The organism is Shewanella xiamenensis, from assembly GCF_014647135.1.
GTDB lineage: Bacteria > Pseudomonadota > Gammaproteobacteria > Enterobacterales > Shewanellaceae > Shewanella > Shewanella xiamenensis.
In genome coordinates this window covers 15,419-41,942 of sequence record NZ_BMOP01000023.1, presented here as the reverse complement: position 1 = coordinate 41,942, position 26,524 = coordinate 15,419, and the positions used below count along the sequence as shown (strand labels likewise).

The following is a 26,524-nucleotide window of genomic DNA, read 5'->3' as shown; positions in this document are numbered from 1 at the left end:
AGGACTGCCCACCATGGTGACTCAGTTTTTCTCCCTCGCGCCTCTGACTCAAACTTCAATTTTAAGCTTTATTATCTTGCTGTTAGGTTTAGCTGGCGTACTGTGGATGTTGTGGGTTAAACCTATGCCGAAAGTGGCTAAATCGGCGAGCTTAGGCATCTTGTTAGTAATGATTGGCGGATTTTCTTGGGTGTTTTATCAATCCCATAATGCTGAAATCGCGCTAACCGACACCGAGCTAAAACTCGATATTCCCTTCTATAAAGTGCAATTAGCACGCTCCGAACTGTTGGTCGAGCAGGCGCGTCTTATCGACTTGAAGCTGGAGGCGGATTTGGTACCCAGCTTTAAAACCAATGGTATCGGTATGCCAGGGTTTCAACTCGGCTGGTTTAATTTGAAGGGGAAGGGCAAGGCATTTGTGGCAGTGACGGATAAATCCGAGCTAGTGTTAGTGCCAACGACGCGAGGCTACAATCTGCTCTTATCTGTACCCGAGGGCGAGAAATTTTTAGCCCAACTACAAAAGTAGCAGGTCCAGTACACTTACCACTACTTTTGTAACCATTGGCTACGGCGCGATATTATCGCGCCGTTTTGCGTTTATAGGCCATATCGAAGGTGAACACCAGCAGGGCGCTCCAGATAAAACCAAAGGTGATGCTCTTCTCGGCATCGAAGGGTTCATTGAATAAGGTTACCGCGAGGATAAACATAATACTCGGGCCGATATATTGGAAAAAGCCGAGCATAGACAATGGAATACGTACCGCTGCACCGGCAAAACACAATAGTGGAATCGTGGTAACAATCCCGGCTGCTATCAACAATAAATTAAGGTGCCAATCGTTGGTGAGCATATTCGCCGTGGCGCTATCTAAGGTTGCGACCAGATAAACCAATGCGACCGGTAGTAGGATGGCGGTTTCGACTAGCAGACCCGATTTAGCATCCACATTGACCTTTTTACGTAGCAGAGCATATACCCCGAAGGTGCCCGCTAAGGCGAGGGAGACAATAGGGATTGAGCCGAATGAGACTAATTGGATCAGCACGCCAGTACTCGCCAGCGCGACGGCAAACCATTGCAACTTACGTAATCTTTCCCCTAAAAACAGCATGCCGAGCAGCACATTCAGTAGGGGATTAATAAAGTAACCCAAGCTGGCATCGAGCATATGATCGTTATTCACTGCCCAGATAAAAATCAACCAGTTGGCTGCAATTAATAGGGAGGTGATGGTGAGCACGAGTAGCTGTTTTGGCTGTTTAAACAGCTGGCGCAGTTTTCCAAAGCCACCGATAAACAGCATGATGATCACCATAAATACAAATGACCAGATCACCCGATGCAGTAAAATTTCGGTCGCCGAAACATGGTGGAGTAGTTTGAAATATAAGGGCGCAAATCCCCACATACAGTAAGCACTGACGGCAAGTAGGATCCCTTTGCGGTATTCGGTATCAGGCATGAGACATCTTCGAAGGACAACAGGACGGCGATTGTAGGAGGCTATGGGAATTGACTCAAGGTGTGTACAGCCGCCTTTTTCGTTACAGGATGTCTCTGATGACGAGTGCTCGAAATGAATAAGAGGGAAACAGCTGAATAATCAAGGTGTTTCCCTTTGGTTTATTGATGTTGAATGCGGTAAAGAAATCTTGAAAAAACGATGGGTGACAACGGACTATCCCACCATATAAGTGCCAGTGCCGAAGGCGATATGGGTTCCTTGCTCATTGTGTAACTCCATTCGGCAGACCGAGACGCGATTGCCAGCTCGGATCACACTGCCGGTGCCAGTGAAAATCTGTCCACGCCCGGGGCGCAGGTAATCGACACGCATATCAATAGTGCCTAAGGTTTGCAGTCGTTGTTGTAACTCTTCAACCGTCCAATCATCACGGCTAGCGACCAGTCCTGCAAAGGCGGTGAGCCCTCCTACGACATCAAGCACTGTGGCGGTGACACCACCGTGGAGAATTTGTTGATGAATATTGCCAATGAGCTCTGGCTTCATATTGATCACCACTTCAACGCCATCTATGTCGTATCGCTTGATATCTAGACCCAATAAATTATGAAACGGTACGTGCTGGTCAAACACTTCGGCAACACGTTTGAGTACTTCGGCTTGAATTGGGGTTGTCATGCTGTTCGTCCTTGTAGGCTGTAGGGCTTCTTAGAATAGGGTCGAAGCACACGCAATGGCGTTCGACTTAGAGCAATTAATCTACAGCCAAGCCTATGCCTAATGCAACTTAAGCCTTTGTGCGGGCAAATTGTCTTAGGTGTTGTGATGAGCCGTGGAAGTAGGCTAAGCCTATCCTCTAGTTGTTGGCGTGGGCCAGTTTGGGCAAGATGGCGCAAGACAGGAGCGATTCTGTCCTTTAGAATAGGCGCCCTTACTTTTTAGCTAGAAGATCCATGGAAACTCAGTTACTCGACATACATGATGATCCGCTGTCTCAACGCCTGGCGCAGGTGTTTGGTTACCGTGACTTTAGGGACGGTCAGCGCGAGGTTATCGAACGTGTATGCAGTGGTGAGGACTGCCTGGTGATCATGCCCACTGGCGGCGGTAAGAGTCTGTGTTACCAGTTGCCCGCACTGCTGATGCCTGGCATCACTATCGTGGTATCACCGCTGATTTCATTGATGAAAGATCAGGTCGACAGCCTGTTGCAGACGGGGGTCAATGCCGCCTATTTAAACTCATCGCAGCCGCGGGAGCAGAGTGTAGAGGTGCTTAGGCAGTTGCATCGAGGCGAGCTAAAACTGCTGTATGTGTCCCCTGAGCGGTTGCTGACGGCTGATTTTATCGAGCGCATGCGCTCCTTGCCGCTGTCGATGTTTGCTATTGACGAGGCGCACTGCATCAGCCAGTGGGGGCATGATTTTAGACCCGAATATGCCGCCCTTGGGCAGTTAAAGCAGCTTTTTCCCCATGTGCCAATGATGGCGCTCACCGCCACCGCGGATCAGGCGACGCGACAAAATATTTGCGAGCGCCTAGGGATTAATCCCTTTAAATTACTATCGAGTTTCGATCGGCCCAATATTCGCTATACGGTTGCCGAAAAGCTCAATGCCGCGAATCAATTACGACAGTTTTTACTGCAACAAAATGGCAGTAGCGGCATAGTCTACTGTAGCAGTCGACGCCGCGTGGATGAGGTGGCAGAAAGGCTCACCCTGCAAGGGTTTCATGCTAAGGCTTACCATGCGGGCATGACGGCAGAAGAGCGCGGCGAAGTGCAGGATAGCTTCCTTAAAGATCAAATAGATATTGTCGTTGCGACCGTCGCCTTTGGTATGGGGATTAACAAATCCAACGTGCGCTTTGTGGTGCATTACGATATCCCGAAGAGTATCGAAGCCTATTATCAAGAAACTGGCCGAGCGGGCCGTGATGGACTCGAGGCCGAAGCCTTTATGTTGTTCGATCCTGCCGATATTGGGCGAGTGCGCCATCTTATCGAGCAATCGGAGCCAGGGCCGCAGCAGCAGGTAGATTTCCATAAACTCAATACCATGGCCGCCTTTGCCGAGGCGCAAACCTGTCGGCGCCAAGTGCTGTTGCATTACTTCGATGAAAGCGCATTAGAACCCTGTGGTAACTGTGATATTTGTCTTGACCCGCCTAAGCGTTATAACGGCACCGAAGATGCGCAGAAGGTGCTTTCTTGTATTTATCGACTCGGACAACGCTTTGGTATTAATCACTTAATCGAAGTCTTGCGAGGTTCTAAGGGCGCAGCGATTGTTGATCGTGGCCACGATAAGCTCAGCACTTGGGGAATTGGTAAAGATAAGAGCCATGAATATTGGCTGAGCGTTATTCGCCAACTGATCCATTTGGGCTTAGCGAGTCAAGATATTACTCGTGGCTCATCCATCACCTTAAATCCCTCTGCAAGGCCAATATTGAAGGGAGAGGTGGCGTTGATGTTGGCTGAGCCGCGTATCCAACTCACCAGCATAAAGCGTAAAACGACACAGTCGAGAGTGCCGCTTAACTATGATCGCAAGTTATTTGCCCGCCTTAAAACACTGCGCCGCACCATTGCCGAAGAGCAGGATGTGCCGCCTTATCTGGTGTTTAACGATGCTACTTTAGCGGAAATGGCGGCTATGATGCCGACAAGCCCTGGGGAAATGCTGGCAGTTAATGGCGTGGGGGAACGTAAACTCAGTCGATTTGGCGGTGAGTTCCTCGACGAAATAGCCGCTTATTTAGCGGGGGAGTAGTCGTTTTGTGTATCGGTCACCTTGAGTTTGCTGAGTTGATTGATATTGGCACGTTTCACTAAAGAATCCAACGTATCAAACTGTTGCATCACTGCAATCCCGATATTGACCTTGCTTGATCCTTGTGATGTTTGAATTGTGGGCGTTAATTGGTTGACGACTCGTTGTGCGCCGCGGGCGGAAGTGTAAGGTAGCACTATCACAATTTCATCCATCGAATACCGTAATAGTATGTCTTGCTCACGGAGTTTATCTTGTAATTTATCGATCAAGGTTGGCAGATCGACTTGGCGAATTTGGCTAGCATTAAAAAGTAATAATGTCAGTGGATAAGCGCCCTGTTTGGCACTATGCAGGGTGAGCTCAAGCTGCTGAATAGGTGCAAGGCGCTTGGATTTGGTGTCAGGTGATGGGGCGTGTTTATTTTGCTTATCAATAAAGTACCAAATGGCGCCACCTAAGAGTGTCATGCTCACTAAAAACAAGGTACTAAAGGCCCAATCTACATTCAGCTCATCCAGTAAGGTGGGATTGCTCTGTGGATCATCTGCGCTGAGTTGCTGTAATCCCTGCTGATTTAATCTGGCTTTAAACTGCAAAATTCGCATGTTGTTTATTGATTCGTTAGCCAGTTCTGCGGCATCGAAGCGCTTTTGTAAAAATTCGTAGGCGAGTTTGTAGTTATCTTGAGTGTGGTAATAATCACTCAATATACCATAAAACCATTTAAGATCAGTATATTGCTTAAGCGTTTCGCCTTGTTCAATGGCAGAGCGCATGAGTGTTAGCGCTGCTTCATCCCTATGTTGCGCAAATCGTACTTGAGCGAGTAAACGAGTCGAACGCATCATGGCAACCTGTTGCTTTTGCTGCTTAAAAGTGTTCATTGCAATGGAGATATACTCTTCGGCTGTATCAATTTTGCCTTTATCAAGGGAAATTGAAGCCAGAATGGCATAGCTGTAGGCGAGTTCAAGTGGGGAGCCTATTTCTGGTAGTAAAGTTTTGGCTTGTTTTTCTAGTTGATCACTATATTCACGCTCACCATTATCTAGTGCAATCCGCGCGGCATTTCGCAGTAATATATGCCGGACTTTTCCTTGGGCATCAGCGCTTTTTAGCGCAAGCTTGGCGTAATACATGGCTTGGGGTAAATCTTCGGTGGCATAGAGTAAATTCCCCATCGCAGCATAGACATATCCCTCTGGCGGCCAGACCCAATTTTGCGTTTGAGTATGGATATCGGGATAGATATCAATAGCGATGCGTAAATCTTCAATCGCGGAGGAAAAATTATCCGTATTGGTATCCAGTTGCCCCCTCAAGCGGAGTGCATCGATCAGGGCTTGGGGCTGCTGGTAGCGCCTAGCAAGAGTGATTGCGGAGTCCAGTATGGGTAATGCATCTTTAATATTGTCGTAATTTAGATAGGCATCGGCCTGACAATTCAAAAAATAGGGGCGTGCTTGATCTAACTTAAGCAGTTTAGCATGGGCTTCACCCATTTGCGCAAGATTAATCGCCGCTTCATTTTCACCGAGTTGTAACAGGTTTTGACACTTCAATATACTGAGGCGGAGCCTATCGATATCGTTTTTATTATCAGTGGATTGAGTGGATTGCAGTTTTTCTAATGCGGTAATTTGTGCCAAAGCCTTGGTTGGATACTGATAAACTTCCCATGTCAATTTATCTAACTGCTCATTAGCGCAAGCCCATAATGGCACAAGCCACAATAATAGGCTCAGCGCTAAGACGCGAAAATCCATTTTTTGCTCCATACCGTGCATTTATTCTAGTATCCGTAACTTCGGGCGAGGATTATAACGTGTCTCAGGTTATTTTTGCATAAAAAATGATTTTTTTGTTAAAAGTTTGAGGTGCAGCATTTAATTTATTTATCTTGTATTGCAAGGGATTAACAATACAACCTTGAGACAAACATATCTGTTTCTGCCATTTTGCAGCAGATATATTAAGGAACATGAAAAAAATTGGGGTTGACACATTTAGCCAAGCAAGTTAAATATTAACCAAAGCAATATTCAATCAACAGAATAAATATTTAATTTAAATGAATAGAATTAGCAGCAAACTCGACCTCCTCCTCCTTCTCTCTCTCGCGCCACAAACGCGGAGGTCTTAGTGTTGCTCGCTCGATAGATAGGCAAAACACTCATAAACCCCGCACCGATGTTGCGGGGTTTTTTGTATCTGAATACAGCAAAAGTTAAATAATGAACGGTGACGTTCCATGGAGAAACCCGATGTCTAACAGAGTCATTATATTTGATACCACGTTACGTGATGGCGAGCAGGCGTTAGCGGCAAGCTTGTCGGTCAAAGAAAAGTTACAGATCGCCATGGCGTTGGAACGTCTCGGTGTCGATGTGATGGAAGTCGGGTTTCCCGTATCTTCCCCCGGTGATTTTGAGTCGGTGCAAACCATTGCTCGCACCATTAAAAATAGCCGAGTGTGCGCATTATCCCGCGCCTTGGAAAAAGATATTGATGCCGCCGCTCAAGCATTATCTGTTGCTGAACAGTTCCGCATTCATACGTTTATCTCCACCTCGACCATCCATGTTGAGAGCAAATTAAAACGTTCATTCGAGCAAGTGTTGGAAATGGCGGTCGGTGCAGTGAAATATGCCCGTCGTTTTACCGATGATGTTGAATTTTCATGCGAAGATGCGGGGCGTACGCCGATTGATAATTTGTGCCGTATGGTGGAAGCGGCGATTCACGCGGGGGCTCGCACCATCAATATCCCAGATACTGTGGGCTACACAGTGCCAAGCGAGTTTGGCAGCATTATTCAAACTTTGTTTAATCGCGTACCGAATATCGACCAAGCCATTATTTCGGTTCACTGCCACGATGACTTAGGTCTGTCGGTCGCCAATTCGATTACTGCTGTGCAGCATGGCGCGCGCCAAATCGAATGTACCATGAATGGGATTGGTGAGCGTGCGGGTAACTGCTCTTTAGAAGAGATCGCCATGATCTTAGCGACCCGTAAGAACCTGCTAGGGTTTGAAACGGGGATCAATGCGAAGGAAATTCACCGAACCTCAAATTTAGTCAGCCAGTTGTGCAATATGCCAATCCAGTCGAATAAGGCGATTGTTGGCGCTAATGCCTTTACCCATTCGTCGGGGATTCACCAAGATGGCATGTTAAAAGCGCAAAACACTTATGAAATTATGACGCCAGAGAGCATCGGCCTGAATCGTAACAATCTGAATATGACCTCGCGCTCCGGCCGTCATGTGATTAAGCATCGCATGGAGGAAATGGGCTACAGCGAGCAGGATTACAACTTGGATGCCCTGTACGAACAGTTTTTAAAATTGGCGGATAAAAAGGGCCAAGTCTTCGATTATGACTTAGAAGCCTTAGCCTTCATGGAGACACAAGCCGCAGAAGATAACTTTTATCAATTACAGCAGTTAGTGGTGCAATCTGACTCAACCGAAGGCGTGGCCACGGCGACGGTACGTATTGATGTCGGCGGTGAGATTAAAACTGAGGCCGCTACAGGCAATGGCCCTGTTGATGCTGCCTATAATGCTATCGCCCGTGCGACTGACCGCCGTATCGATATCATCAGCTACAAATTGGGTGCTAAGGGCGTAGGACAAAATGCGCTCGGCCAAGTTGATATTACCGCGGTTTACCATGAGCAAAATTTCCACGGTGTCGGGTTAGCGACCGACGTGGTTGAGGCATCTGCCCGTGCATTAGTGCACGTGATGAACCTGACATGCCGCGCCGATAAGGTTGCAGATTACAAACAGAATATGCATAAAAACAAAGAGCTGGGCGGCGTATAGCCAAGGTAATATCGAGCATAAAGTTTTCACATTGAAGGAGTGAGCGGGCGTATGAGTTATCAAATTGCAGTATTAGCCGGGGATGGCATTGGGCCTGAAGTGATGGCCGAGGCGCGTAAGGTGTTAAAGGCGGTTGAGGCACGTTTTGGTCTTAATATTGAATACACTGAATATGATGTTGGCGGTATCGCCATCGACAATCATGGCTGTCCATTGCCAGAGGCAACACTGAAAGGCTGTGAAGCGGCCGATGCCATTCTATTCGGCTCTGTCGGTGGCCCCAAATGGGAAAAACTGCCGCCCAATGATCAGCCCGAGCGCGGTGCACTGCTGCCGCTACGGGGTCACTTCGAACTGTTTTGTAACCTACGCCCCGCTAAATTGCATGATGGTTTAGAACATATGTCACCGCTGCGCAGCGATATTTCTGCAAGAGGTTTCGATGTTCTCTGCGTGCGTGAGTTAACGGGTGGGATCTACTTCGGCAAGCCTAAGGGGCGCCAAGGTGAAGGTGAGAGCGAAGAAGCCTTCGATACCATGCGTTACAGCCGCCGTGAAATTAGCCGTATTGCGCGCATTGCCTTTGAAGCCGCTCGCGGACGCCGTAAAAAAGTCACTTCGGTCGATAAGGCAAACGTATTGGCTTGCTCGGTATTGTGGCGTCAAGTGGTCGAAGAAGTGGCGGTCGATTTTCCCGACGTTGAGCTGGAACATATCTATATCGACAACGCGACCATGCAGTTGCTGCGTCGCCCCGATGAGTTTGACGTCATGCTGTGCTCTAACTTGTTTGGCGACATTCTATCGGATGAAATCGCCATGCTGACGGGTTCTATGGGCTTGTTGTCTTCGGCGAGCATGAATAGCACTGGCTTTGGTTTGTTTGAACCCGCTGGTGGCAGTGCGCCGGATATCGCAGGTAAAGGTATTGCTAATCCTATTGCACAAATTCTGTCGGCGGCACTGATGCTGCGCCACAGCTTAAAGCAAGAAGAGGCGGCAAGTGCGATTGAACGTGCTGTGACTAAGGCGCTGAATTCTGGCTATTTAACCGGTGAGCTATTAAGTAGCGACCAACGCCATAAGGCTAAATCGACGGTCGAAATGGGCAACTTTATCGCCGATGCAGTTAAGGCAGGTGTGTAATGACTAATCCTTCAATATCAAGCGCTCCGAAAACCCTGTATCAAAAGGTGTGGGATGCCCACGTTGTAGCAATTCCCGAGGGTGAAGCACCGATCATTTATGTTGACAGACACTTAGTCCATGAAGTGACATCGCCTCAAGCCTTTAGTGGCTTAAAAGTGGCGGGGCGTAAATTACGTGCCCCGGAGAAAACTTTCGCGACCATGGATCACAACACCTCGACCCGCAGCGCTAGTCTAGATGCTTTAAGTCCGATGGCGCGCACTCAGGTCGAGACCTTGGCGCAAAACTGTAAAGACTTCGGCGTACGCTTATATGATATTCACCATCCGAATCAAGGGATTGTACATGTTATGGGGCCTGAGCTTGGGATTACCTTACCCGGCACTGTGATCGTCTGTGGTGATTCTCACACCGCGACCCACGGCGCCTTTGGCGCCTTGGCCTTCGGTATCGGCACTTCCGAGGTGGAGCATGTGTTGGCGACCCAGACTCTGCGCCAATTAAAAGCCAAGACCATGAAAATCGAAGTCCGTGGTCAGGTCACCGATGGCGTGACCGCCAAAGATATCGTACTGGCGATTATCGGTAAGATAGGTATGGATGGCGGCACTGGCTATGTGGTTGAGTTTTGTGGTGATGCCATTGAAGCCTTATCGATGGAAGGGCGCATGACAGTCTGCAATATGGCGATTGAAATGGGCGCTAAGGCGGGCATGGTTGCGCCGGATCAAACTACCTTCGATTACTTAGAAGGGCGTGAATTTGCACCCAAGGGCGAAGATTGGGCGCAAGCCGTCGCTGAATGGAAAACACTGAAAACCGATGTTGGCGCTGAGTTTGATGCCACCGTGGTGTTGGATGCTGCCGATATCGCGCCGCAGCTCACGTGGGGTACTAACCCTGGACAAGTCGTTGCTATCGATGCGCCAGTGCCTAATCCTGCCGATGAGGTGAATCCAACAATTCGCGCTAGCATGGAAAAAGCACTGGACTATATCGGCTTAACTGCTGGTACGCCAATGACAGCTGTGGCGATCAATAAGGTCTTTATCGGATCTTGCACTAACTCGCGGATTGAAGATTTACGCAGCGCGGCGAAACAGGCGCAAGGGCGCAAAGTGGCTGCGGGCGTTACGGCAATCGTAGTACCTGGCTCTGGCCAAGTGAAGGCGCAGGCCGAGGCCGAAGGGTTAGATAAAATCTTTATTGATGCCGGATTCGAATGGCGTTTACCGGGCTGCTCTATGTGTTTAGCGATGAACGATGACAGATTAGAAGCGGGTGATCGCTGCGCCTCGACTAGCAACCGTAACTTCGAAGGGCGCCAAGGCCGTGGTAGTCGCACGCACTTGGTGAGTCCGGCGATGGCTGCTGCAGCGGCGATTGCTGGGCATTTTGTCGATATCCGTAAACCTTACTAACCGTCATCCCAACAGGAGAAGTTAATGCAACCTTTTACTTGCCATACCGGGCTTGCGGTCATGATCGACAGCGCCAATATCGATACCGATCAAATTATCCCAAAGCAATTTTTATCTAAGGTGACGCGCGATGGATTCGGCGTGCACTTATTTCACGATTGGCGCTATTTCGATGATGCGGGAGATGTGCCAAACCCTGAGTTCACCCTAAACAAACCTCGCTATAGCGGCGCCTCGATTCTGCTGGCGCAGGAAAACTTTGGCTGTGGTTCTAGCCGTGAACACGCCCCGTGGGCATTGGCGGATTTTGGCCTGCGCGCCATTATCGCCCCGAGCTTTGCCGATATTTTTTATGGAAACTCCATCAATAACGGTTTACTGCCGGTGAAGCTTAGCGCGAGTGAAGTGCGTCAGTTAATGGATGAGGTGGCGAGCGAAGAAGGCGCACAAATCACCGTCGACTTAACCACTTGTAAGGTGACATCGCCTTCTGGCGCTGAGTTTAGCTTTACACTGGCCGAGTCGGCGCGACATAAATTGCTGAATGGATTAGATGCCATTGGATTGACCTTATCCCACGGGACGCAGATCAGCGAATACGAATCACAAATCCCAAGTTGGCGACGCTGAGCTATTCGGCGAACACTTGTACCTTAATAGATGTTAATCTTAAACGCCTAGTTCGAAAACTAGGCGTTTTTGTTATTTCTGCTTAAGCGGCTAAATGTAATTTATTGTATTTATTAGTTTAAAATGAAGGGTGACTTTCCTGTATGGTAAGGAAAATGATCGATAGTGATTTGTGCTGAATTTTTATGAATAAAATGGCTTACAAGTGTTTATGAGTTTTATGTTATTTAATTTATTGTTTTTAAATTAATTTAACTCTTGTGGTGCTTGCCTTGAAAATGCTTTCAGCAAATCTATCTTTGGAAATGCACTGATTATTCTTGTTTTAAAAGTGATTTGCCTCACTAAAAATATTGATTAGATTGTTTTGGCTAGTTTTTTTATCTGTTTTATTCTCGCTTGTTGCAAACATCTTCTGCATCAGTAAACTGCCGAGCATTCAATATGGAGTGTTTGCTCTATTTTGTGTGAGCGCCATTGTGATCCCGTGAATGGCACAAGATAACAATAATATTTTTCGAGAATAATGATGCAAAAACGTCTTCTGACTTTGGCTGTGACTGCGGCCCTATTAAGTACAACGACTCAAGTCCATGCCGCAGGTTTTCAACTTGCCGAATACTCAGCAACTGGCCTAGGCCGTGCCTTCGCCGGTGAAGCTGCGATGGCGGATAATGCTTCGGCACAAGCGCGCAACCCTGCGATGCTGACCTATTTAGAAGGTCGCCAGTTATCTGCTGGTGGTATCTATGTGATGCCAAATGTGGATGTAAAAGGTGATGTAAGCCTAAGCTCGCCTCTGCTTGGTCCTAATCCAATCGTGATGAACGGTGATGCTATCGACGTAGCCGATGACGCTTTGGTACCTAACTTCTATTATTCCAATCAGTTAAATGACCAATGGACTTGGGGTCTAGCGGTAAACTCTAACTATGGTCTCGCCACTGAATTGCCAGCGACCCATGCTGCGGCCATTTTTGGTAACAAGACATCAGTAACGACCGTTGAGTTTAATCCAAACATTGCGTACCGCATCAATGATGCCGTCAGTGTTGGTGGTGGTGTGCGTATCGTTTATGGCGAAGGTGAAATCGGTGCTTCGTTACCGGGCTGGGTGGATAAAATTAAACCCGGTTTACCTCCACAAGTAGCTGGTATGCTGCCTCCTGGTGGCACTGAACTCAAAAGCATGAAGGGTGATGACATTGGCTACGGTTGGCAACTCGGTGCTAGCTGGCAAATTAACCCTGCCCATCGTTTAGGTTTGGCTTACCACAGTGGCGTGCAGCTTGATCTAGATGGTCATGCTTCAGGAGTGATTTACGATGGTGGTCAAAATCTGTCAATCGAAGGTTATTTACCCCTTGAGTTACCTGCGTTTGCCGAACTGTCGTCCTATCACCAATTAACGGATAACTGGGCGATGCACGCCAGTGTTAACTGGACCGATTGGAGTGTATTCGATCAGTTAGTGGCTTACTTCCCTGGTGAAGTAAAACCAAAGGGTGGTTTAGAGTCTGACTTAGTGAAAGAAGAGCACTTTGAAGATAACTGGCGTTTTGCTTTAGGTACGACTTACCAAGTGAACAATGAGTGGTTAGTGCGTGCGGGTGTGGCCTTAGATAAAACGGCGGCAACTAATGAATGGCGTACAACGACTATCCCTGACTCAGATCGTCTGTGGTTCTCTGTTGGTGCCGGTTATCAGGCAACTAAAAACCTGAATGTTGATTTCGCGCTGACTTATATCCGCGCCACGGGTGATGCGCCAATTAATGAGCAGCAAAATCTGTTAAACCTCGCGACTGTTAACTTTAACGGTGAAGCGAGCGGTAATGTTTGGTTAGCTGGTATCCAAATGAGCTACAAGATGTAATATCAAGTTTGATTAAAAAAGCCCTGAATTTTCAGGGCTTTTTTGTCTGACGCTGATCTGTTATTCCGGTTCCTTAGGCTCGTGGGTGCGGTGAATGCCTAAACTGCCGAGTACATATTTTTCATAAATAGGTTCGCTAGTGCCATTGCGGACTTTGTAGAGAAAGTATTTCTCAAAGGCAATTTTGGCCACATGTACCCATTTACCCATAGATGTCCAGTTAGCATTGCGGGGAGGATTTTGGGGGAGAGCCACAAAGGCGGCACCCTTATCTCCCATATCAGCTAAACAAATGGCGTTGAGTGTTGGGTGGGTTTGTGGTGGCTCTCCTTTTAGGTTCGCAAGGATGTTATCCACAATTGCTGTCGTCATCGATTCAATCATAAAACCTGTTTTGGGTACGCCAATCGGTACGGGGGTTTTTTCCAGTGGTGGCAGCGCGACACAAACTCCAGCGGCATAGATTTCTGGGTAACGTGGTGATCGTTGGAAGGAGTCGGTGAGAACAAAGCCTTTCTCGTTACATAGCTCAGGTACCGATGCAATGGCTGCACTGCCCTTGAAGGGCGGTAAAAACATCGCCAAGGAGAAGGGTAAGGTATGTTGGAATTCTACTTCGCCCTTTCGATCCAATTCGTCAACATAAGCCATACCTGATTCAAAGTGGGTTGTTTTAGCATTGCAAATCCACTTGATGCTACGTTCTCTAAATTCATGTTCCATAAGTGACTTAGAGTCCCCAACGCCACCGAGCCCCATATGACCCACATAGGGCTCACTGGTCACAAAGGTAATAGGGATATGCTGACGAACTTTATGTTTACGTAATAAGCTTTCTAGGGATAACACATACTCATAGGCTGGACCAAAACAACTTGCCCCTTGCAATGCGCCTACTACCACTGGGCCGGGTTTTGCGAGCAGTTGTTGAAAGCATTCATAGGCTTTTTCGGCGTGATCAATGGTACAAATAGATTGAGTAAACCCTTCAGGGCCCGAACCTGGGACGTTTTCAAAGGCGAGTTTAGGGCCTGTGCAGATGACTAAATAGTCGTAATTATTTGTTGTACCATCCCCTAAAGTGAGCTTTTTGTTGAGTGGGTCTATATGGGTAACACCTTCACCCGAATAACTTATTTTGCGTTTAGCCAAGTAAGTCCCAATGGGTAGGCTAATGTCTTCACGTGTACGTTCACCGAGGGCGACCCAAGGATTAGAAGGCACAAATTGAAAATCAGTGCCCTCACTTATCACGCCGATTTCACAATCGGAGGGTAGTCGTTGTTTGAGTTCAAATGACACTGATACGCCACCTAATCCCGCCCCAATCACAATGATTTTTTTCATTATCTATTCCTTCAAATCGATATTGTTAACAAACAACCTACCTTGGTCTTTGTGTTATCTAAATATGGTCAATTAGATTTTTCTAATGACTTAAGCGTAGAAGGAATGTCATTTTTTGCAATCGAATTACAATGCTTTTTATCAATTAGTTGGGATGGTGCTCTGATTTATAGAGCGCTGGTCAAGCGGGATTATTACGAATATATTCAATCCCATGATAAATCCCGAGTGGAATGTCTTGCATCGCTTCTCTGATTTCTGCTTGGTGTAATGGAAGGAAATAACAGTGCAAAAGAAATATGTGGTGGCCCTAGATCAAGGCACAACCAGCTCAAGAGCGATTGTGTTTGACCACGATGCCAATATTGTCAGTGTTTCACAGCGGGAGTTTACTCAACTTTATCCTAATCCCGGCTGGGTTGAACACGATCCAATGGAGATTTGGGCAAGCCAAAGTTCAGTGCTTATTGAGTCGTTGGCTCGAGCGGGGATTCACAGCGATGAAGTGGCGGCGATTGGTATTACCAATCAGCGGGAAACCACCGTTGTTTGGGAAAAGGCAACCGGTAAACCGGTTTACAATGCCATTGTCTGGCAGTGTCGCCGCAGCGCTGAGATCTGTGAGCAACTGAAAGCGCACGGCTTAGAAGATTATGTGCGTGAGAATACCGGCCTTTTACTCGATCCTTATTTTTCAGGCACTAAGATCAAATGGATCTTAGATAATGTGCCGGATGCACGTGCGAAGGCCAAACGAGGTGAACTGTTATTTGGTACGGTTGACACTTGGTTACTGTGGAAACTCACGGAAGGCAAAGTGCATGTGACCGATCCCACCAACGCCGCTCGCACGTTGCTGTTTAACATCCATAGCTTGAGTTGGGATAGTAAGCTGCTTGAGGCGCTCGATATTCCTGCCGCCATGTTGCCCGAAGTAAAACCTTCCTGCAGTGTCTATGGCACAACCCGTATTGCCGGTGAGGGCAGTGAAATTCCACTGGCGGGGATTGCGGGCGATCAACAGGCGGCGCTCTTTGGCCAGCTCTGTGTTGAGCCGGGAATGGCCAAAAACACTTATGGTACAGGCTGCTTTTTGCTGATGAACACAGGTAACAACGCCGTGCGTTCATCCCATGGTTTATTAACCACAGTGGCGGTAGGTGCGCAAGGTGAAGTGAACTACGCCCTCGAAGGCTCAGTATTTATGGGCGGTGCGACTATTCAATGGTTGCGGGATGAGCTGGGACTTATTCGCGACGCCAGCGATACCGAATATTTTGCCTCTAAAGTGGCGGATACTAATGGGGTGTATTTAGTCCCCGCTTTTGTGGGGCTCGGCGCACCCTATTGGGACCCCAATGCCCGTGGTGCATTATTTGGATTAACGCGCGGTGCTAACCGTAATCATATTATCCGCGCGGCATTAGAGTCGATTGCCTACCAGAGCAAGGATTTGCTCGATGCCATGATCAAAGACAGTGGCGTCAGCCTAAAGCGTTTGAAAGTGGATGGTGGCGCGGTCGCAAATGACTTTTTAATGCAATTTCAAGCAGATATTACCGATGTTGAAGTGTTACGGCCGAGTGTTTGTGAAACGACCGCTTTGGGTGCGGCATTCTTAGCAGGGCTGGCCGTTGGATTTTGGCACTCGGTAACTGAGCTGGAGCATAAGGCCTGTATCGATAAACACTTCAAACCGAATATTGATGTGAGTAAAAGGGAGCAGTTATACGCTGGTTGGCAAGATGCGGTGGCAAGAACGCGTTCTTAGTTTCGTTTAGGCTTAAAACACATAAGGCGCATCCTAAGGTTGCGCCTTACTTATTTAAGGGCCAGCACGTTAAACTTCGATATCGATAATATGTTTGTTAGCTGGCTGCGCTGTGTCAGCGGTATCGTCAGTGACTTCAAGTACTTTTCCTTCTTTTAAATCTTGTTTGTCCGCTGCGCGGCGTTTTTTATTGCGACTGGCATTATCCTGTTTACGTCTTTCTCTGACTTTCGCATCTAAGGTGGGTGGCAATTGCGACTGCGGCGTTTCATGGCTATCGGGCGCATTGGCGGTGGCACTGCTCACCTGATCAACGATCCGCTTTGGGGTTAATACGGGTTTTACTGGCTGAGCCAGCATAGCGTAAAGACTGTCCAATCCACTCATAGCGCCTCCTTGGTTTATGACCACTTAACCCTTTATCGGCAGGGGCTGCTCAATATTTAGACTATACGCCGATTGAAGCCTATGCGCGACACTCTACTGGCACTCTGACTTTGGCCAATATCTGTGTTGCGCCTTAGTGACGAGTGCAAGTTTGCTAGGGCTGGCCTTGTGTTGGCAGCTTAGGCGAATGCCCTGTTCAAGCTCTGCTGTGGTGAGTTTATCCAGATCATAATCATTGGGACTGGGCGCCTGCTCGACAAACCTTAGTTTACACAGGCCGCAGCGTCCGCCACCGCCACATTGGGTTCTTAGCCTTTCACTCCCTCGATTAATGCTTTCTAAATAAGTGCCATTGAGCTCGGTAAATTCAGCAAGAGGCTGATTGTCCTGAGTATAAAGCGCCAGTTTTCCTGTTGCGGCCTTGCGTCTAAAGAAAGGGAGTGATAACTGACCTTGATGGAATTTATGCCCAAGGATGTAAATCCCCGAAAGACCTAATAACAGCGCGGCAATGCTGACAAGTTGTACCAATACGTGGTTAAAACCAATGCCATTATCGGGAGCATAATCCATAAAATGCAGCATAAAGAGCAGATCTTTAAGATCCGATTGGCGATTTTGGTGGGCAAGAATCAGGCCCGAGGCTGTATCGATATAAATCCGAGTGCCTACTTTGTCCGCGGCTGTCAGCATAGCAACTGGGCCACTGGCGTCGAATGGCGTTTCATGGGTGAGGATTTGCGGTGCGCTGAGTTCACCAGGGCCTGAGTAACTCTGTTTGGCAATAGCGAGTATCTCGGCATCATGCAAGGATAGCGGTTGGAGTGAGTCGGCCCAAAACCAGCGGTTTTGCTGAGTTGTTGTGAGGGCATACACTGCGCGGCTAAGCACTGAAGTCAACTTAAGCTCGATAATGCCTTCTGCTTGATATTGTTGCAGTAGATTAGCCGTGGGGGCGAGTGCAGTAGTGGGACTCGCTGTTTGATGCGTAGTGCGATATGGGTTCGCATCGAAAAAACGCTCGTCAATCAGGTTAAAGGCCAGTCCTGTTACGATCCAAATCAACAGTTGCAGGCCAACAATAAGTGATAGCCATTTGTGTAGAGTTTGCATCACTAAACTGATATGGCGTTTACTCTCAGCATTCCGTTTGTTTGAGAAGCTCATTTTGGCTCCTCTTGGGAGTTAGTATTGCGAAAACTGATATAGCTCAACGCGATACCAAAGAGTGCGGTCAATAGGGCGAGTGTACTCATTACCGTGAGTAACGGGTTCTGCACATTCTCCCGAGTCTTGTAGTCCATAATGTGCAGCATCCACATTATATCGAACAGCCGCCAGTAATTATGTCGAGCGCTGACCAATTGTCCTGTGACCGCGGAGATATAGAGTGTCGAGTTCATTGCATCGTCCAACTCCAACTGCCATACAGGTAATGCGCGGAGGGAGATTTCATTCGGTGCTGTTTGCTGGTGGAGTGTTGAATGGATGATCTTAGCCTTGCCCGTGTATAGTTGCTGAGCGGTGTCGAGTGCTTGTTGTTGATTTAAGAGGGGTAATAATTCTCCCGTCACAGTGCTAAAACGCTGTAATTTCCCCGCTATTTTGGCGCTATAAAAGAGTGTGCTTTGGTGAGCATATAAATTGATTTCTGTTGCATCTGGGTGAGTTTTGATGAAATCCGTCAAGCTATAAGCGGGAGCTTCCACATGGAAAATTGCGGCATTGTTCTTGTTTGCCAGAGGTTTGCCACGGATAAACTCGATATCCATCCATACCATATATGCACCTGTTGCAATCCATATTAACAATTGAAAGGCGGCGAGGAGTGCAAACCATTTGTGGTAGGTGCGGATCTGAGTTGCGGTCATAGGCGATTTATTTTGAGTTAATCCCATGGGAGTTTTGATCTTCCTCGCAATCGTGAAATAAAAATACTCACCTAATTGCAGAATAAATCTACAACCAAAAATAAAATTTCAGCTATTTATGCTGAAATTTTACACTTCACGGGATCACAAAAAGGTTAATTTTAGGTTTGTTTTGTTACGCGTTGTGAGTCTAGCGTGATTTACCTATGAGGAAAATCCCACATTTACCGAAATTTTGTGGCAGAAATTTCATTGCAACTGCCTGAAAGCAAAAGGCTGCTGTTTTTTTGTCCGCTTTTTATTTCTATGGTTTCCACCGTTTAGCTGATTTTAAGCTGCTCATTTTGTCAAAACATTGTCGCTAAGTTATGGGGTCAACATGCTGCTAACCCGCTTGCCGACTGGCTTTATAAAAGGATCCCATCCCTTGACAATGCTTGTCGACTATCCCTAAACTTAGCATTTGTGGGAAATAGTGGATATTTGTGGATCAAAAAGCAAAGGATAGGATGAATTAGCGTGTTTCGTGGAGCCAGTGCTATCAACTTAGATACAAAGGGACGGATCGCTATTCCAGTGCGATACCGCGAACCTTTGCAACTAGAGCACCAGAGCCGCATCGTCATCACAGTCGATATTCAATCTGCGTGTTTGCTCCTTTATCCCCTCCACGAATGGGAGTTGATTGAAGCTAAGTTGCTCAAGCTTTCGGATACAGATAAAACCCAACGATCCCTTAAGCGCATGTTGCTGGGCTATGCCCATGAGGTGGAGCTCGATAGCAACGGACGCATATTACTGCCACCACCGCTAAGGCAGTATGCCAATTTAGATAAGCGCATCATGCTGGTGGGACAGTTAAACAAATTTGAGCTGTGGGATGAGCAAGCTTGGCTGCAGCAAATTGATGAGTGTCAGGAAACGATTCGAAGCGAGGAGCTTGCTAACAACGAGCGTCTGGCGGATTTTTCACTCTAACGAGTCGCATAATTAAATAAGAAGAAATTAATGAGTCAAGAATTTGCCCATTTATCCGTTTTGCTCGAAGAAACGGTTGGCGGTTTAAACATTAAAGACGATGGCATCTATATTGATGGCACGTTTGGCCGCGGTGGTCATTCAAGACAAGTATTGCAAAGACTGGGTGAAAACGGACGCCTGATTGCGATCGACCGCGATCCTCAGGCTATTGAAGCTGCTAAACAATTTGCCGATGATCCCCGTTTTCAAATCGTACACGGTGGCTTTGGTCAGTTAGCCGATTACGTCGAAGAGCTTGGTCTGGTTGGCAAGATTGATGGTGTGTTACTCGACTTAGGCGTGTCGTCACCGCAGCTCGATGATGCGGAACGTGGTTTTAGCTTTTTGCGTGATGGTCCACTCGACATGCGCATGGACAATAGTCAAGGTGAAACCGCTGCCCAGTGGTTAGCCCGTGCTGAAATTGAAGATATGGCATGGGTATTCAAAACCTATGGCGAAGAGAAAAATGCTCGTCATATTGCCCGTTGCATTGCTGCCGACCGCGATAAAACCCCATTTTTACGTACCAAAGATTTAGCCGATTTAATTGCGCGGATCACCAAAAACAAAGAGCGTAATAAACATCCTGCCACCCGCGTGTTTCAGGCAATACGTATCTATATCAATAGTGAGTTAGATCAAATTGATCAAGCACTTGAAGGTGCATTAACCGTGCTTGCTCCGCTGGGCCGTTTATCGATTATCAGCTTTCACTCCTTAGAAGACCGCATAGTGAAGCGATTTATCCGCCGCCACAGTCAAGGTGAGAGTGTGCCTCATGGTTTACCCATCACTGAAGATCAGATTAATAAGTCGCGTAAACTACGCGCCATTGGCAAGGCGATTATGCCATCCGATGAGGAAATTGAACGCAATGCAAGAGCCCGTAGTTCGGTATTACGCATTGCCGAGCGACTAGATTACTAGAGGGCAAGTAAATGAGTAAGCCCTCATTGAGTCTACCACAGGTTGTATTACACGACCTTTGGCAACACAAATGGATTTTGTTACTTGCCCTGCTCGTGCTCAGTAATGCAGTGGCTGTGGTGTATACCAGCCATGTGAGTCGTAAACTCACTACTGAATGGGATCTGCTATTGCAGGAGCGTGACAGGTTAGATATCGAGTGGCGCAATTTATTATTGGAAGAGCAATCCCAAACGGAGCATAGCCGAATTACGCGGATTGCATCGAAGGATCTCAACATGAGTCGCCCATTACCCAGCGAAGAAGTTGTGGTAAAGGTGCCGTGAACATAGGGAAGATATGATTAGGCAAGCAAAAACCAAACAGGCAAGCAAAAAGCAAAAGCCACAACTGATCCATTGGCGGTTATACGTCGTGGTTGGTTTTGTATTTGCGATGTTTTCAAGCCTGGTGGGTCGTGCTGCTTATATCCAAATTATTGAGCCTGATAAGCTTCGCCATGAGAGCGATATGCGTACGTTACGTACTACCAGTCGTGAGGTACAGCGTGGCTTAATTACTGATCGCAATGGGGATATGCTGGCGGTGAGTGTGCCAGTGCGTGCAGTGTGGGCAGATCCAAAGCAAGTTAACGATAGCAATGGCTTTACAGATATGCGCCGTTGGCAAGCACTGGCTGACGTGTTACACGAACCCGTTGAAGACGTACTCGATAAAGTCCGTAGCAATCCAACCAAACGTTTTACCTACCTTAAGCGTCAAGTGACTCCCGCAGTGGCTGACTACATCACTCAGCTTAAATTGCCTGGGGTATTTTTAAAGTCTGAGTCTCGCCGTTACTATCCCGGTGGTGAGATAACTGCCCAGCTTATCGGTATCACTAATATCGATGATGTTGGTATTGAAGGCGTTGAAAATGCCTATAACAGTTGGCTTACTGGTACGCCATCCAAACAAAAAGTACGTAAGTCACGTGATGGTCATGTGGTTGAGCGCCTCGATATCGTCCAAGAAGGCGAAAGCCCAAATGATCTTGTCCTGAGTATCGACCATAGGATCCAGCAGCTTGCCTATCGAGAGTTAAAGCGCACCACAGAGATGAACCAAGCGACGTCCGGGTCGATTGTGGTACTCGATATCCACACGGGTGAAGTGTTAGCGATGGCGAATACGCCCTCCTTCAACCCTAATTCCCGTGATAATTTTCAAACCTTCAGAATGCGTAACCGCGCGATGACGGACACCTTCGAGCCCGGCTCGACCATTAAACCCTTTGTGGTTGCGGCGGCGTTAGAAGCGGGCACCGTTAAATCCACCGATGTGATCCCAACCTCTCCAGGTTGGATGCGTTTAGGTGGACGCCAAGTGCGTGATGCATCTAACTACGGTGATATGACGCTAGCGCGTATTTTGGCCAAATCCAGTAACGTGGGCATTAGTAAATTAGCCCTGTCGATTCCAGTACAGCAGTTACTCGGCACTTATCAATCCATGGGATTAGGCAGTTTTTCAGGGATTAACTTAACGGGAGAAAGCGCAGGCCTTATCCAAGATCGTCACCGTTGGTCTGACTTTGAGCGTGCCACGTTATCCTTTGGTTACGGCTTAACCGCGACGACGCTGCAATTAGCGCGGATGTACGCGACTTTAGGCAATGGCGGCACTTTATATCCAGTATCGATTTTAAAACTTAAAAAGCCGCCCGAAGGTGAACGGGTGATTTCAGAAGAAGTGGCTAGAGACGTGCTGCAAATGATGGTGGGTGTCACCGAAAAAGGTGGTACAGGTACACTTGCGCATATCGATGGTTATCCCGTCGCAGGTAAGTCGGGCACCAGCCGTAAGGCGGTAGCCGGTGGTTATGGTGATGATTATGTTGCGTTATTTGCAGGCGTTGCGCCGGTGAATAATCCCAAACTCGCTATCGTCGTTGTGGTCAATGAACCTAAGGGCGATCTCTATTATGGTGGTTCAGTGGCAGGGCCTGCTTTCGCTAAGGTGATGTCAGGCGCACTGCAAATGTTAAATGTTGAACCCATTTCCGATAAAGAACAGGTGCAATTGGCGGGTCTCGCCGGGAGAACTGAATAATGTTATTAAGGGATCTACTCGCTCCTTGGTTCCCCTACGCGGGCGAACAAACCTTCCAAGATTTGACTCTAGATAGCCGCGCAATACGTCGCGGCGATGTGTTTTTAGCGCTGCCAGGACACAAGGTCGATGGTCGTCAATTTATTGATAAAGCCTTAGCCCAAGGTGCGGCGGCGGTGTTAGTGCATACGGATAATCCCCAAGAGCAGGGCAAAGTTATTGCGGCTGAGCAAGGCGTGCAGATTTACTTCTACGACTTAGCGAAGCACGTTTCAGCGGTGGCTGCGGTGCGTTATCCCGTTGTTCAAGGTCAATCTATGGCCATTGTGGGTATTACAGGGACTAATGGCAAAACTTCGACAAGCCAATTGTGCGCGCAATTAGTGACGCTGCTTGAGGGTAAAGCGGCGGTGATGGGCACGCTCGGCAATGGCCTGTGGGGCGAGTTAGTCGATAGCGGCAATACGACCGCCGATGCCATTACCTTAATGCACCAACTGCATGAGTTTGCAGATAAAGGTGTAAATACCTGTGCGATGGAAGTCTCGAGCCATGGTTTAGTCCAAGGGCGAGTCGATGCAGTGCCCTTCGATGTGGCTGTATTTACTAACCTGACCCGTGATCACTTGGACTACCACGGTGATATGGAAAACTATGCCGCGGCCAAGCAAATGCTGTTTCGCTTCGACTCTCTGCGCCACGGCCTACTGAATCTCGATGATCCCGTGGGCGTCGCTTGGTTATCCGAGCTGGCAAACGTTCCTGCGAAGATGTGGGGTTTTAGCATTGAAGCGCATACCGATGCTGCGTTTTACACTAAGAATGCCCAATTTAACGACCAAGGCGTGCAGGCAACCTTAGTCTGGCCCGAGGGCGAAATCGATATTCGTTCGCCGTTATTAGGCGCCTTTAACCTCTCGAATTTACTCGCTGCACTATCAGCCCTGTATTTACAGGGAATGGATATGCCTGCATTAGCTGCCAAAGTGCCTTACTTAGTGCCCGTTGCTGGCCGTATGGAACGTTTTACCACCGCGGACAACATCACCTTAGTCGTCGATTATGCCCACACCCCCGATGCGATTGAACAGGCACTTAATGCCCTGCGTCGTCACTGTGCAGGGGAGCTTTGGTGCGTGTTTGGCTGCGGTGGCGACCGTGATAAGGGCAAGCGGCCATTAATGGGACGTGCGGCGGAGCAATTTGCCGATCGCATTATGGTGACTAGCGATAATGCCCGCAGCGAAGATCCTAACCAAATTATTACCGATATTATCCAAGGGCTGACTCACCCAGAGCGAGCGCTGACCGAGGTTGACCGTGTGGCTGCGATTAAACAAGTCGTCGCACAGGCTAAATCTGGGGATGTGATTTTGCTTGCGGGCAAAGGCCATGAAACTTACCAAGAGGCGGCAGGTGTGCGTCATGACTATGATGAACGCGCTCTGGCACGTCAGTTATCGGAGCAACGCTAATGATCCCAATTTCCCTCGGGGCACTGAGCCAATACTTAGGTGCGCATCGAGTCGGTGACGATGTCACCATCCAAGCATTAAGCAGCGATAGCCGTAAAATCGGCCCCGCGACCCTTTTCGTCGCCTTAAAGGGTGAGCGGTTTGATGGCCATGATTTTGCGGCCACGGCAATTGAAAATGGCGCCATTGCATTACTGGTTGAACGTGAATTGGCCTTTGATATTCCGCAGCTAATTGTTGCCGATTGCCAAAAGGCCATGGGCGCGATTGGCGCCTATGTCCGCGACCAAGTGAATCCTATTTGTGTGGCATTAACTGGCTCTAACGGTAAAACCAGCGTGAAAGAGATGATTGCCACTATTTTGTCGGCTAAGCATCAAGTACTTTACACGGCGGGTAATTTTAATAATGAAATCGGCGTACCTTTAACCCTACTGCGCTTAACCCCCGAAGATAAGTATGGGGTATTTGAGTTAGGGGCTAACCATAAAGGCGAGATTGATTACACCTCTGCATTGGTCCGTCCGCATGTGGCGTTAGTCAATAACGTCGGCAGTGCCCACTTAGAAGGCTTTGGTTCACAGGCTGGCGTTGCCCAGGCGAAATCGGAAATTTATAACCATCTACAACAAGGCGGCACTGCGATTATTAATGCCGACGACGCCTTTGCTGATGTGATGCGTGTTAAAGCCAAGCATTATAAGCAATTGAGCTTCTCCCAGCAGGAAGGCGCGGCGAAACGCCAAATCGATGTGATTGCGACTGGCCACAAAGCCAATAGCGATGGTTGTTACCGCTTTATCCTTAATTATGCGGGTGAGTCCTGCGAAGTGACCTTACCTTTAGCGGGACGTCATCAAGTCAGCAACGCCTTAGCTGCTGCAAGTGTTTGTATCGCATTAGGATTAACTCTAAAAGAGATCGCCGAAGGCTTAAGCAAACTGATCCCTGTGAAGGGACGTATGCAGCCGACTCAATTAGGCCGAGTCCGTTTAATCGATGATAGCTATAACGCTAACCCTGTATCCGTGGGGGCGGCTATCGCTTGGTTAAAGGAAATTTCTGAAAATCGTTGTTTGGTACTGGGAGATTTGGGCGAATTAGGCGACAATGCGCCCCTTTTACACGCTGAACTGGGACAACTGGCAAAGCAACAGGGGATCGATGCCCTGTTCTGTACTGGCACCTTGACTCAGCATACTAGCCAAGCTTTCGGGGCGGAGCACCATGATAGCGTGGCGACGTTAGTAGAAAAACTCATAAAACACATCAACCAGTTGCCGGGACAGGTGACGGTTTTAGTTAAAGGTTCACGAAGTGCCGCAATGGAGCGGGTCGTGGATGGCCTAACAGTAGCCTTCGGGCGTGGGGAGTTAGTGTAGATGCTGGTGTATCTGGCCGAGTATTTAACCCGTTTTCACACTGGGTTTAACGTATTTTCCTATGTGACGTTTCGAGCCATTTTGGGCTTGTTAACCGCATTAGTATTTAGTTTATGGTGGGGTCCTAAACTTATCGAGCGCTTACAGTTGATGCAAATTGGTCAAGTGGTGCGTAATGATGGGCCTGAGTCGCATTTCAGTAAGCGCGGAACGCCCACTATGGGTGGTTTACTGATCCTTGCGGCCATCTTTATCAGTGTGCTGTTGTGGGGCGATCTTGGTAGCCGTTATGTGTGGGTGATGCTGTTTGTTTTAGGCAGCTTCGGCATGATTGGCTTTATTGATGATTACCGCAAAGTGGTACGTAAAGATACTAAGGGATTAATTGCGCGCTGGAAGTATATTCTGCAATCCTTAGCGGCGTTGATCATTGCTTTCTTCCTCTACACCACAGCGTCTAACCCGGGTGAAACCCAGTTAGTCGTGCCCTTCTTTAAAGATGTGATGCCGCAACTGGGCGCTGTGTTTATCGTATTGGCCTACTTTACTATCGTGGGTTCAAGCAACGCAGTGAACTTAACCGACGGTCTCGATGGTTTGGCGATTATGCCAACTGTGATGGTGGCCGCAGCATTCGCGCTGATAGCTTATCTGTCTGGCCATGCTCAGTTTGCCAATTACCTGCATATTCCGCATTTACCTGGCTCTGGTGAGCTGGTGATCGTTTGCACCGCGATTGTGGGCGCAGGTTTAGGCTTTTTATGGTTTAACACTTATCCTGCACAGGTCTTTATGGGCGATGTGGGTTCTCTTTCTTTAGGGGCTGCATTAGGTGCGATTGCGGTATTAGTTCGCCAAGAAATCCTGTTAGTGATCATGGGCGGGGTGTTTGTCATGGAAACCGTGTCAGTGATATTGCAGGTTGGTTCTTACAAGTTACGCGGTCAACGAATATTCCGCATGGCGCCTATCCATCACCACTACGAGTTAAAAGGTTGGCCTGAACCACGCGTGATTGTCCGCTTTTGGATTATCTCTATTTTCTTAGTGTTGCTCGGCTTAGCCACGTTGAAGTTAAGGTAATCA

At 48.0% G+C, this 26,524-nt stretch carries 22 protein-coding genes; 15 read left to right on the top strand and 7 right to left on the bottom strand.

All coding sequences use genetic code 11. The features are described 5' to 3' along the window. The first annotated feature begins 13 nt into the window (after positions 1 to 13). Positions 14 to 532, top strand: a complete 519-nt coding sequence (locus tag IEY09_RS16300; protein ID WP_047534474.1) for a PH domain-containing protein — start codon at positions 14 to 16, stop codon at positions 530 to 532. A gap of 52 nt (positions 533 to 584) precedes the next feature. Here the strand turns inward: IEY09_RS16300 and rarD are convergent, their stop codons facing one another. Further along, positions 585 to 1,472, bottom strand: a complete 888-nt coding sequence (gene rarD / locus IEY09_RS16295; protein WP_188871890.1) for an EamA family transporter RarD — start codon at positions 1,470 to 1,472, stop codon at positions 585 to 587. A gap of 216 nt (positions 1,473 to 1,688) precedes the next feature. After that, positions 1,689 to 2,153 carry a thioesterase family protein gene (locus IEY09_RS16290; protein ID WP_037422889.1) on the bottom strand — a complete coding sequence of 155 codons (465 nt, stop codon included), beginning with the start codon at positions 2,151 to 2,153 and terminating at the stop codon, positions 1,689 to 1,691. A gap of 275 nt (positions 2,154 to 2,428) precedes the next feature. On the opposite strand from IEY09_RS16290, the gene recQ reads away from it, so the two are divergent. Continuing rightward, on the top strand, positions 2,429 to 4,252 hold the full coding sequence (gene recQ, locus IEY09_RS16285; RefSeq protein WP_109277830.1) for a DNA helicase RecQ: 1,824 nt from the start codon (positions 2,429 to 2,431) through the stop codon (positions 4,250 to 4,252). Here the strand turns inward: recQ and IEY09_RS16280 are convergent. Further along, entirely contained in the window at positions 4,234 to 6,021 is a 1,788-nt protein-coding gene (locus tag IEY09_RS16280; protein ID WP_188871888.1) for a diguanylate cyclase domain-containing protein, read from the bottom strand. The genes recQ and IEY09_RS16280 overlap by 19 nt on opposite strands. A 498-nt stretch (positions 6,022 to 6,519) precedes the next feature. Here IEY09_RS16280 and leuA point away from each other — a divergent pair, with 498 nt between their 5' ends. The 5 genes from leuA (at position 6,520) to IEY09_RS16255 (ending at position 13,164) form a co-directional block, all read left to right on the top strand. Beyond that, positions 6,520 to 8,088: a 2-isopropylmalate synthase gene (gene leuA / locus IEY09_RS16275; protein ID WP_188871879.1), complete on the top strand. Its 1,569-nt coding sequence runs from the start codon at positions 6,520 to 6,522 to the stop codon at positions 8,086 to 8,088. Positions 8,089 to 8,139: 51 nt separating this feature from the next. Beyond that, complete coding sequence (gene leuB / locus IEY09_RS16270; protein ID WP_047534490.1) at positions 8,140 to 9,234, top strand: 3-isopropylmalate dehydrogenase; 1,095 nt, start codon at positions 8,140 to 8,142, stop codon at positions 9,232 to 9,234. Beyond that, entirely contained in the window at positions 9,234 to 10,658 is a 1,425-nt protein-coding gene (leuC, locus tag IEY09_RS16265; RefSeq protein ID WP_188871877.1) for a 3-isopropylmalate dehydratase large subunit, read from the top strand. Before leuB ends, leuC begins: the two co-directional genes overlap by 1 nt. 24 nt (positions 10,659 to 10,682) lie before the next feature. Further along, a complete protein-coding gene (leuD, locus tag IEY09_RS16260) occupies positions 10,683 to 11,288 on the top strand; it encodes a 3-isopropylmalate dehydratase small subunit (RefSeq protein WP_047534496.1) in 606 nt (201 codons plus the stop codon). A gap of 529 nt (positions 11,289 to 11,817) precedes the next feature. Beyond that, entirely contained in the window at positions 11,818 to 13,164 is a 1,347-nt protein-coding gene (locus IEY09_RS16255) for an outer membrane protein transport protein (protein ID WP_188871875.1), read from the top strand. A 60-nt stretch (positions 13,165 to 13,224) separates the two neighbouring features. Here the strand turns inward: IEY09_RS16255 and IEY09_RS16250 are convergent, their stop codons facing one another. Then, positions 13,225 to 14,511: an NAD(P)/FAD-dependent oxidoreductase gene (locus tag IEY09_RS16250; RefSeq protein ID WP_188871873.1), complete on the bottom strand. Its 1,287-nt coding sequence runs from the start codon at positions 14,509 to 14,511 to the stop codon at positions 13,225 to 13,227. Positions 14,512 to 14,797: 286 nt separating this feature from the next. On the opposite strand from IEY09_RS16250, the gene glpK reads away from it, so the two are divergent. Then, on the top strand, positions 14,798 to 16,282 hold the full coding sequence (gene glpK / locus IEY09_RS16245) for a glycerol kinase GlpK (protein ID WP_188871871.1): 1,485 nt from the start codon (positions 14,798 to 14,800) through the stop codon (positions 16,280 to 16,282). Between the two features lie 69 nt (positions 16,283 to 16,351). On the opposite strand, the gene IEY09_RS16240 is transcribed toward glpK, so the two are convergent. The 3 genes from IEY09_RS16240 to IEY09_RS16230 form a co-directional block, all read right to left on the bottom strand. Continuing rightward, positions 16,352 to 16,669, bottom strand: coding sequence for a hypothetical protein (locus IEY09_RS16240; protein WP_037422850.1), 318 nt, complete (start codon positions 16,667 to 16,669; stop codon positions 16,352 to 16,354). A gap of 93 nt (positions 16,670 to 16,762) precedes the next feature. After that, positions 16,763 to 17,836 (bottom strand): PepSY domain-containing protein, encoded by a 1,074-nt coding sequence (locus IEY09_RS16235; RefSeq protein ID WP_188871869.1) that lies wholly within the window; start codon positions 17,834 to 17,836, stop codon positions 16,763 to 16,765. Further along, entirely contained in the window at positions 17,833 to 18,567 is a 735-nt protein-coding gene (locus IEY09_RS16230; RefSeq protein WP_229777986.1) for a peptidase, read from the bottom strand. The genes IEY09_RS16235 and IEY09_RS16230 overlap by 4 nt, the downstream gene beginning before the upstream one ends. A 492-nt stretch (positions 18,568 to 19,059) precedes the next feature. Between IEY09_RS16230 and mraZ the strand changes: the two genes are divergently transcribed. Genes mraZ through mraY form a run of 7 tightly spaced genes read left to right on the top strand, consistent with a single transcriptional unit; the run spans position 19,060 to position 26,521 of the window. After that, complete coding sequence (mraZ, locus tag IEY09_RS16225; RefSeq protein WP_037422844.1) at positions 19,060 to 19,518, top strand: division/cell wall cluster transcriptional repressor MraZ; 459 nt, start codon at positions 19,060 to 19,062, stop codon at positions 19,516 to 19,518. 30 nt (positions 19,519 to 19,548) lie between these two features. Further along, positions 19,549 to 20,490 (top strand): 16S rRNA (cytosine(1402)-N(4))-methyltransferase RsmH, encoded by a 942-nt coding sequence (gene rsmH, locus IEY09_RS16220; RefSeq protein WP_188871867.1) that lies wholly within the window; start codon positions 19,549 to 19,551, stop codon positions 20,488 to 20,490. An 11-nt stretch (positions 20,491 to 20,501) separates the two neighbouring features. Beyond that, positions 20,502 to 20,816 carry a cell division protein FtsL gene (gene ftsL / locus IEY09_RS16215; protein ID WP_037422840.1) on the top strand — a complete coding sequence of 105 codons (315 nt, stop codon included), beginning with the start codon at positions 20,502 to 20,504 and terminating at the stop codon, positions 20,814 to 20,816. Positions 20,817 to 20,829: 13 nt separating this feature from the next. Then, the gene (locus IEY09_RS16210) at positions 20,830 to 22,581 is read left to right on the top strand and encodes a peptidoglycan D,D-transpeptidase FtsI family protein (protein WP_037422838.1); all 1,752 of its coding nucleotides are present in this window, start codon (positions 20,830 to 20,832) and stop codon (positions 22,579 to 22,581) included. Further along, the gene (murE, locus tag IEY09_RS16205; RefSeq protein ID WP_188871915.1) at positions 22,578 to 24,056 is read left to right on the top strand and encodes a UDP-N-acetylmuramoyl-L-alanyl-D-glutamate--2,6-diaminopimelate ligase; all 1,479 of its coding nucleotides are present in this window, start codon (positions 22,578 to 22,580) and stop codon (positions 24,054 to 24,056) included. The genes IEY09_RS16210 and murE overlap by 4 nt, the downstream gene beginning before the upstream one ends. Further along, positions 24,056 to 25,438, top strand: a complete 1,383-nt coding sequence (locus tag IEY09_RS16200) for a UDP-N-acetylmuramoyl-tripeptide--D-alanyl-D-alanine ligase (RefSeq protein WP_047534511.1) — start codon at positions 24,056 to 24,058, stop codon at positions 25,436 to 25,438. The genes murE and IEY09_RS16200 overlap by 1 nt, the downstream gene beginning before the upstream one ends. Further along, entirely contained in the window at positions 25,439 to 26,521 is a 1,083-nt protein-coding gene (gene mraY, locus IEY09_RS16195) for a phospho-N-acetylmuramoyl-pentapeptide-transferase (RefSeq protein WP_037422832.1), read from the top strand. Positions 26,522 to 26,524: the final 3 nt, after the last annotated feature.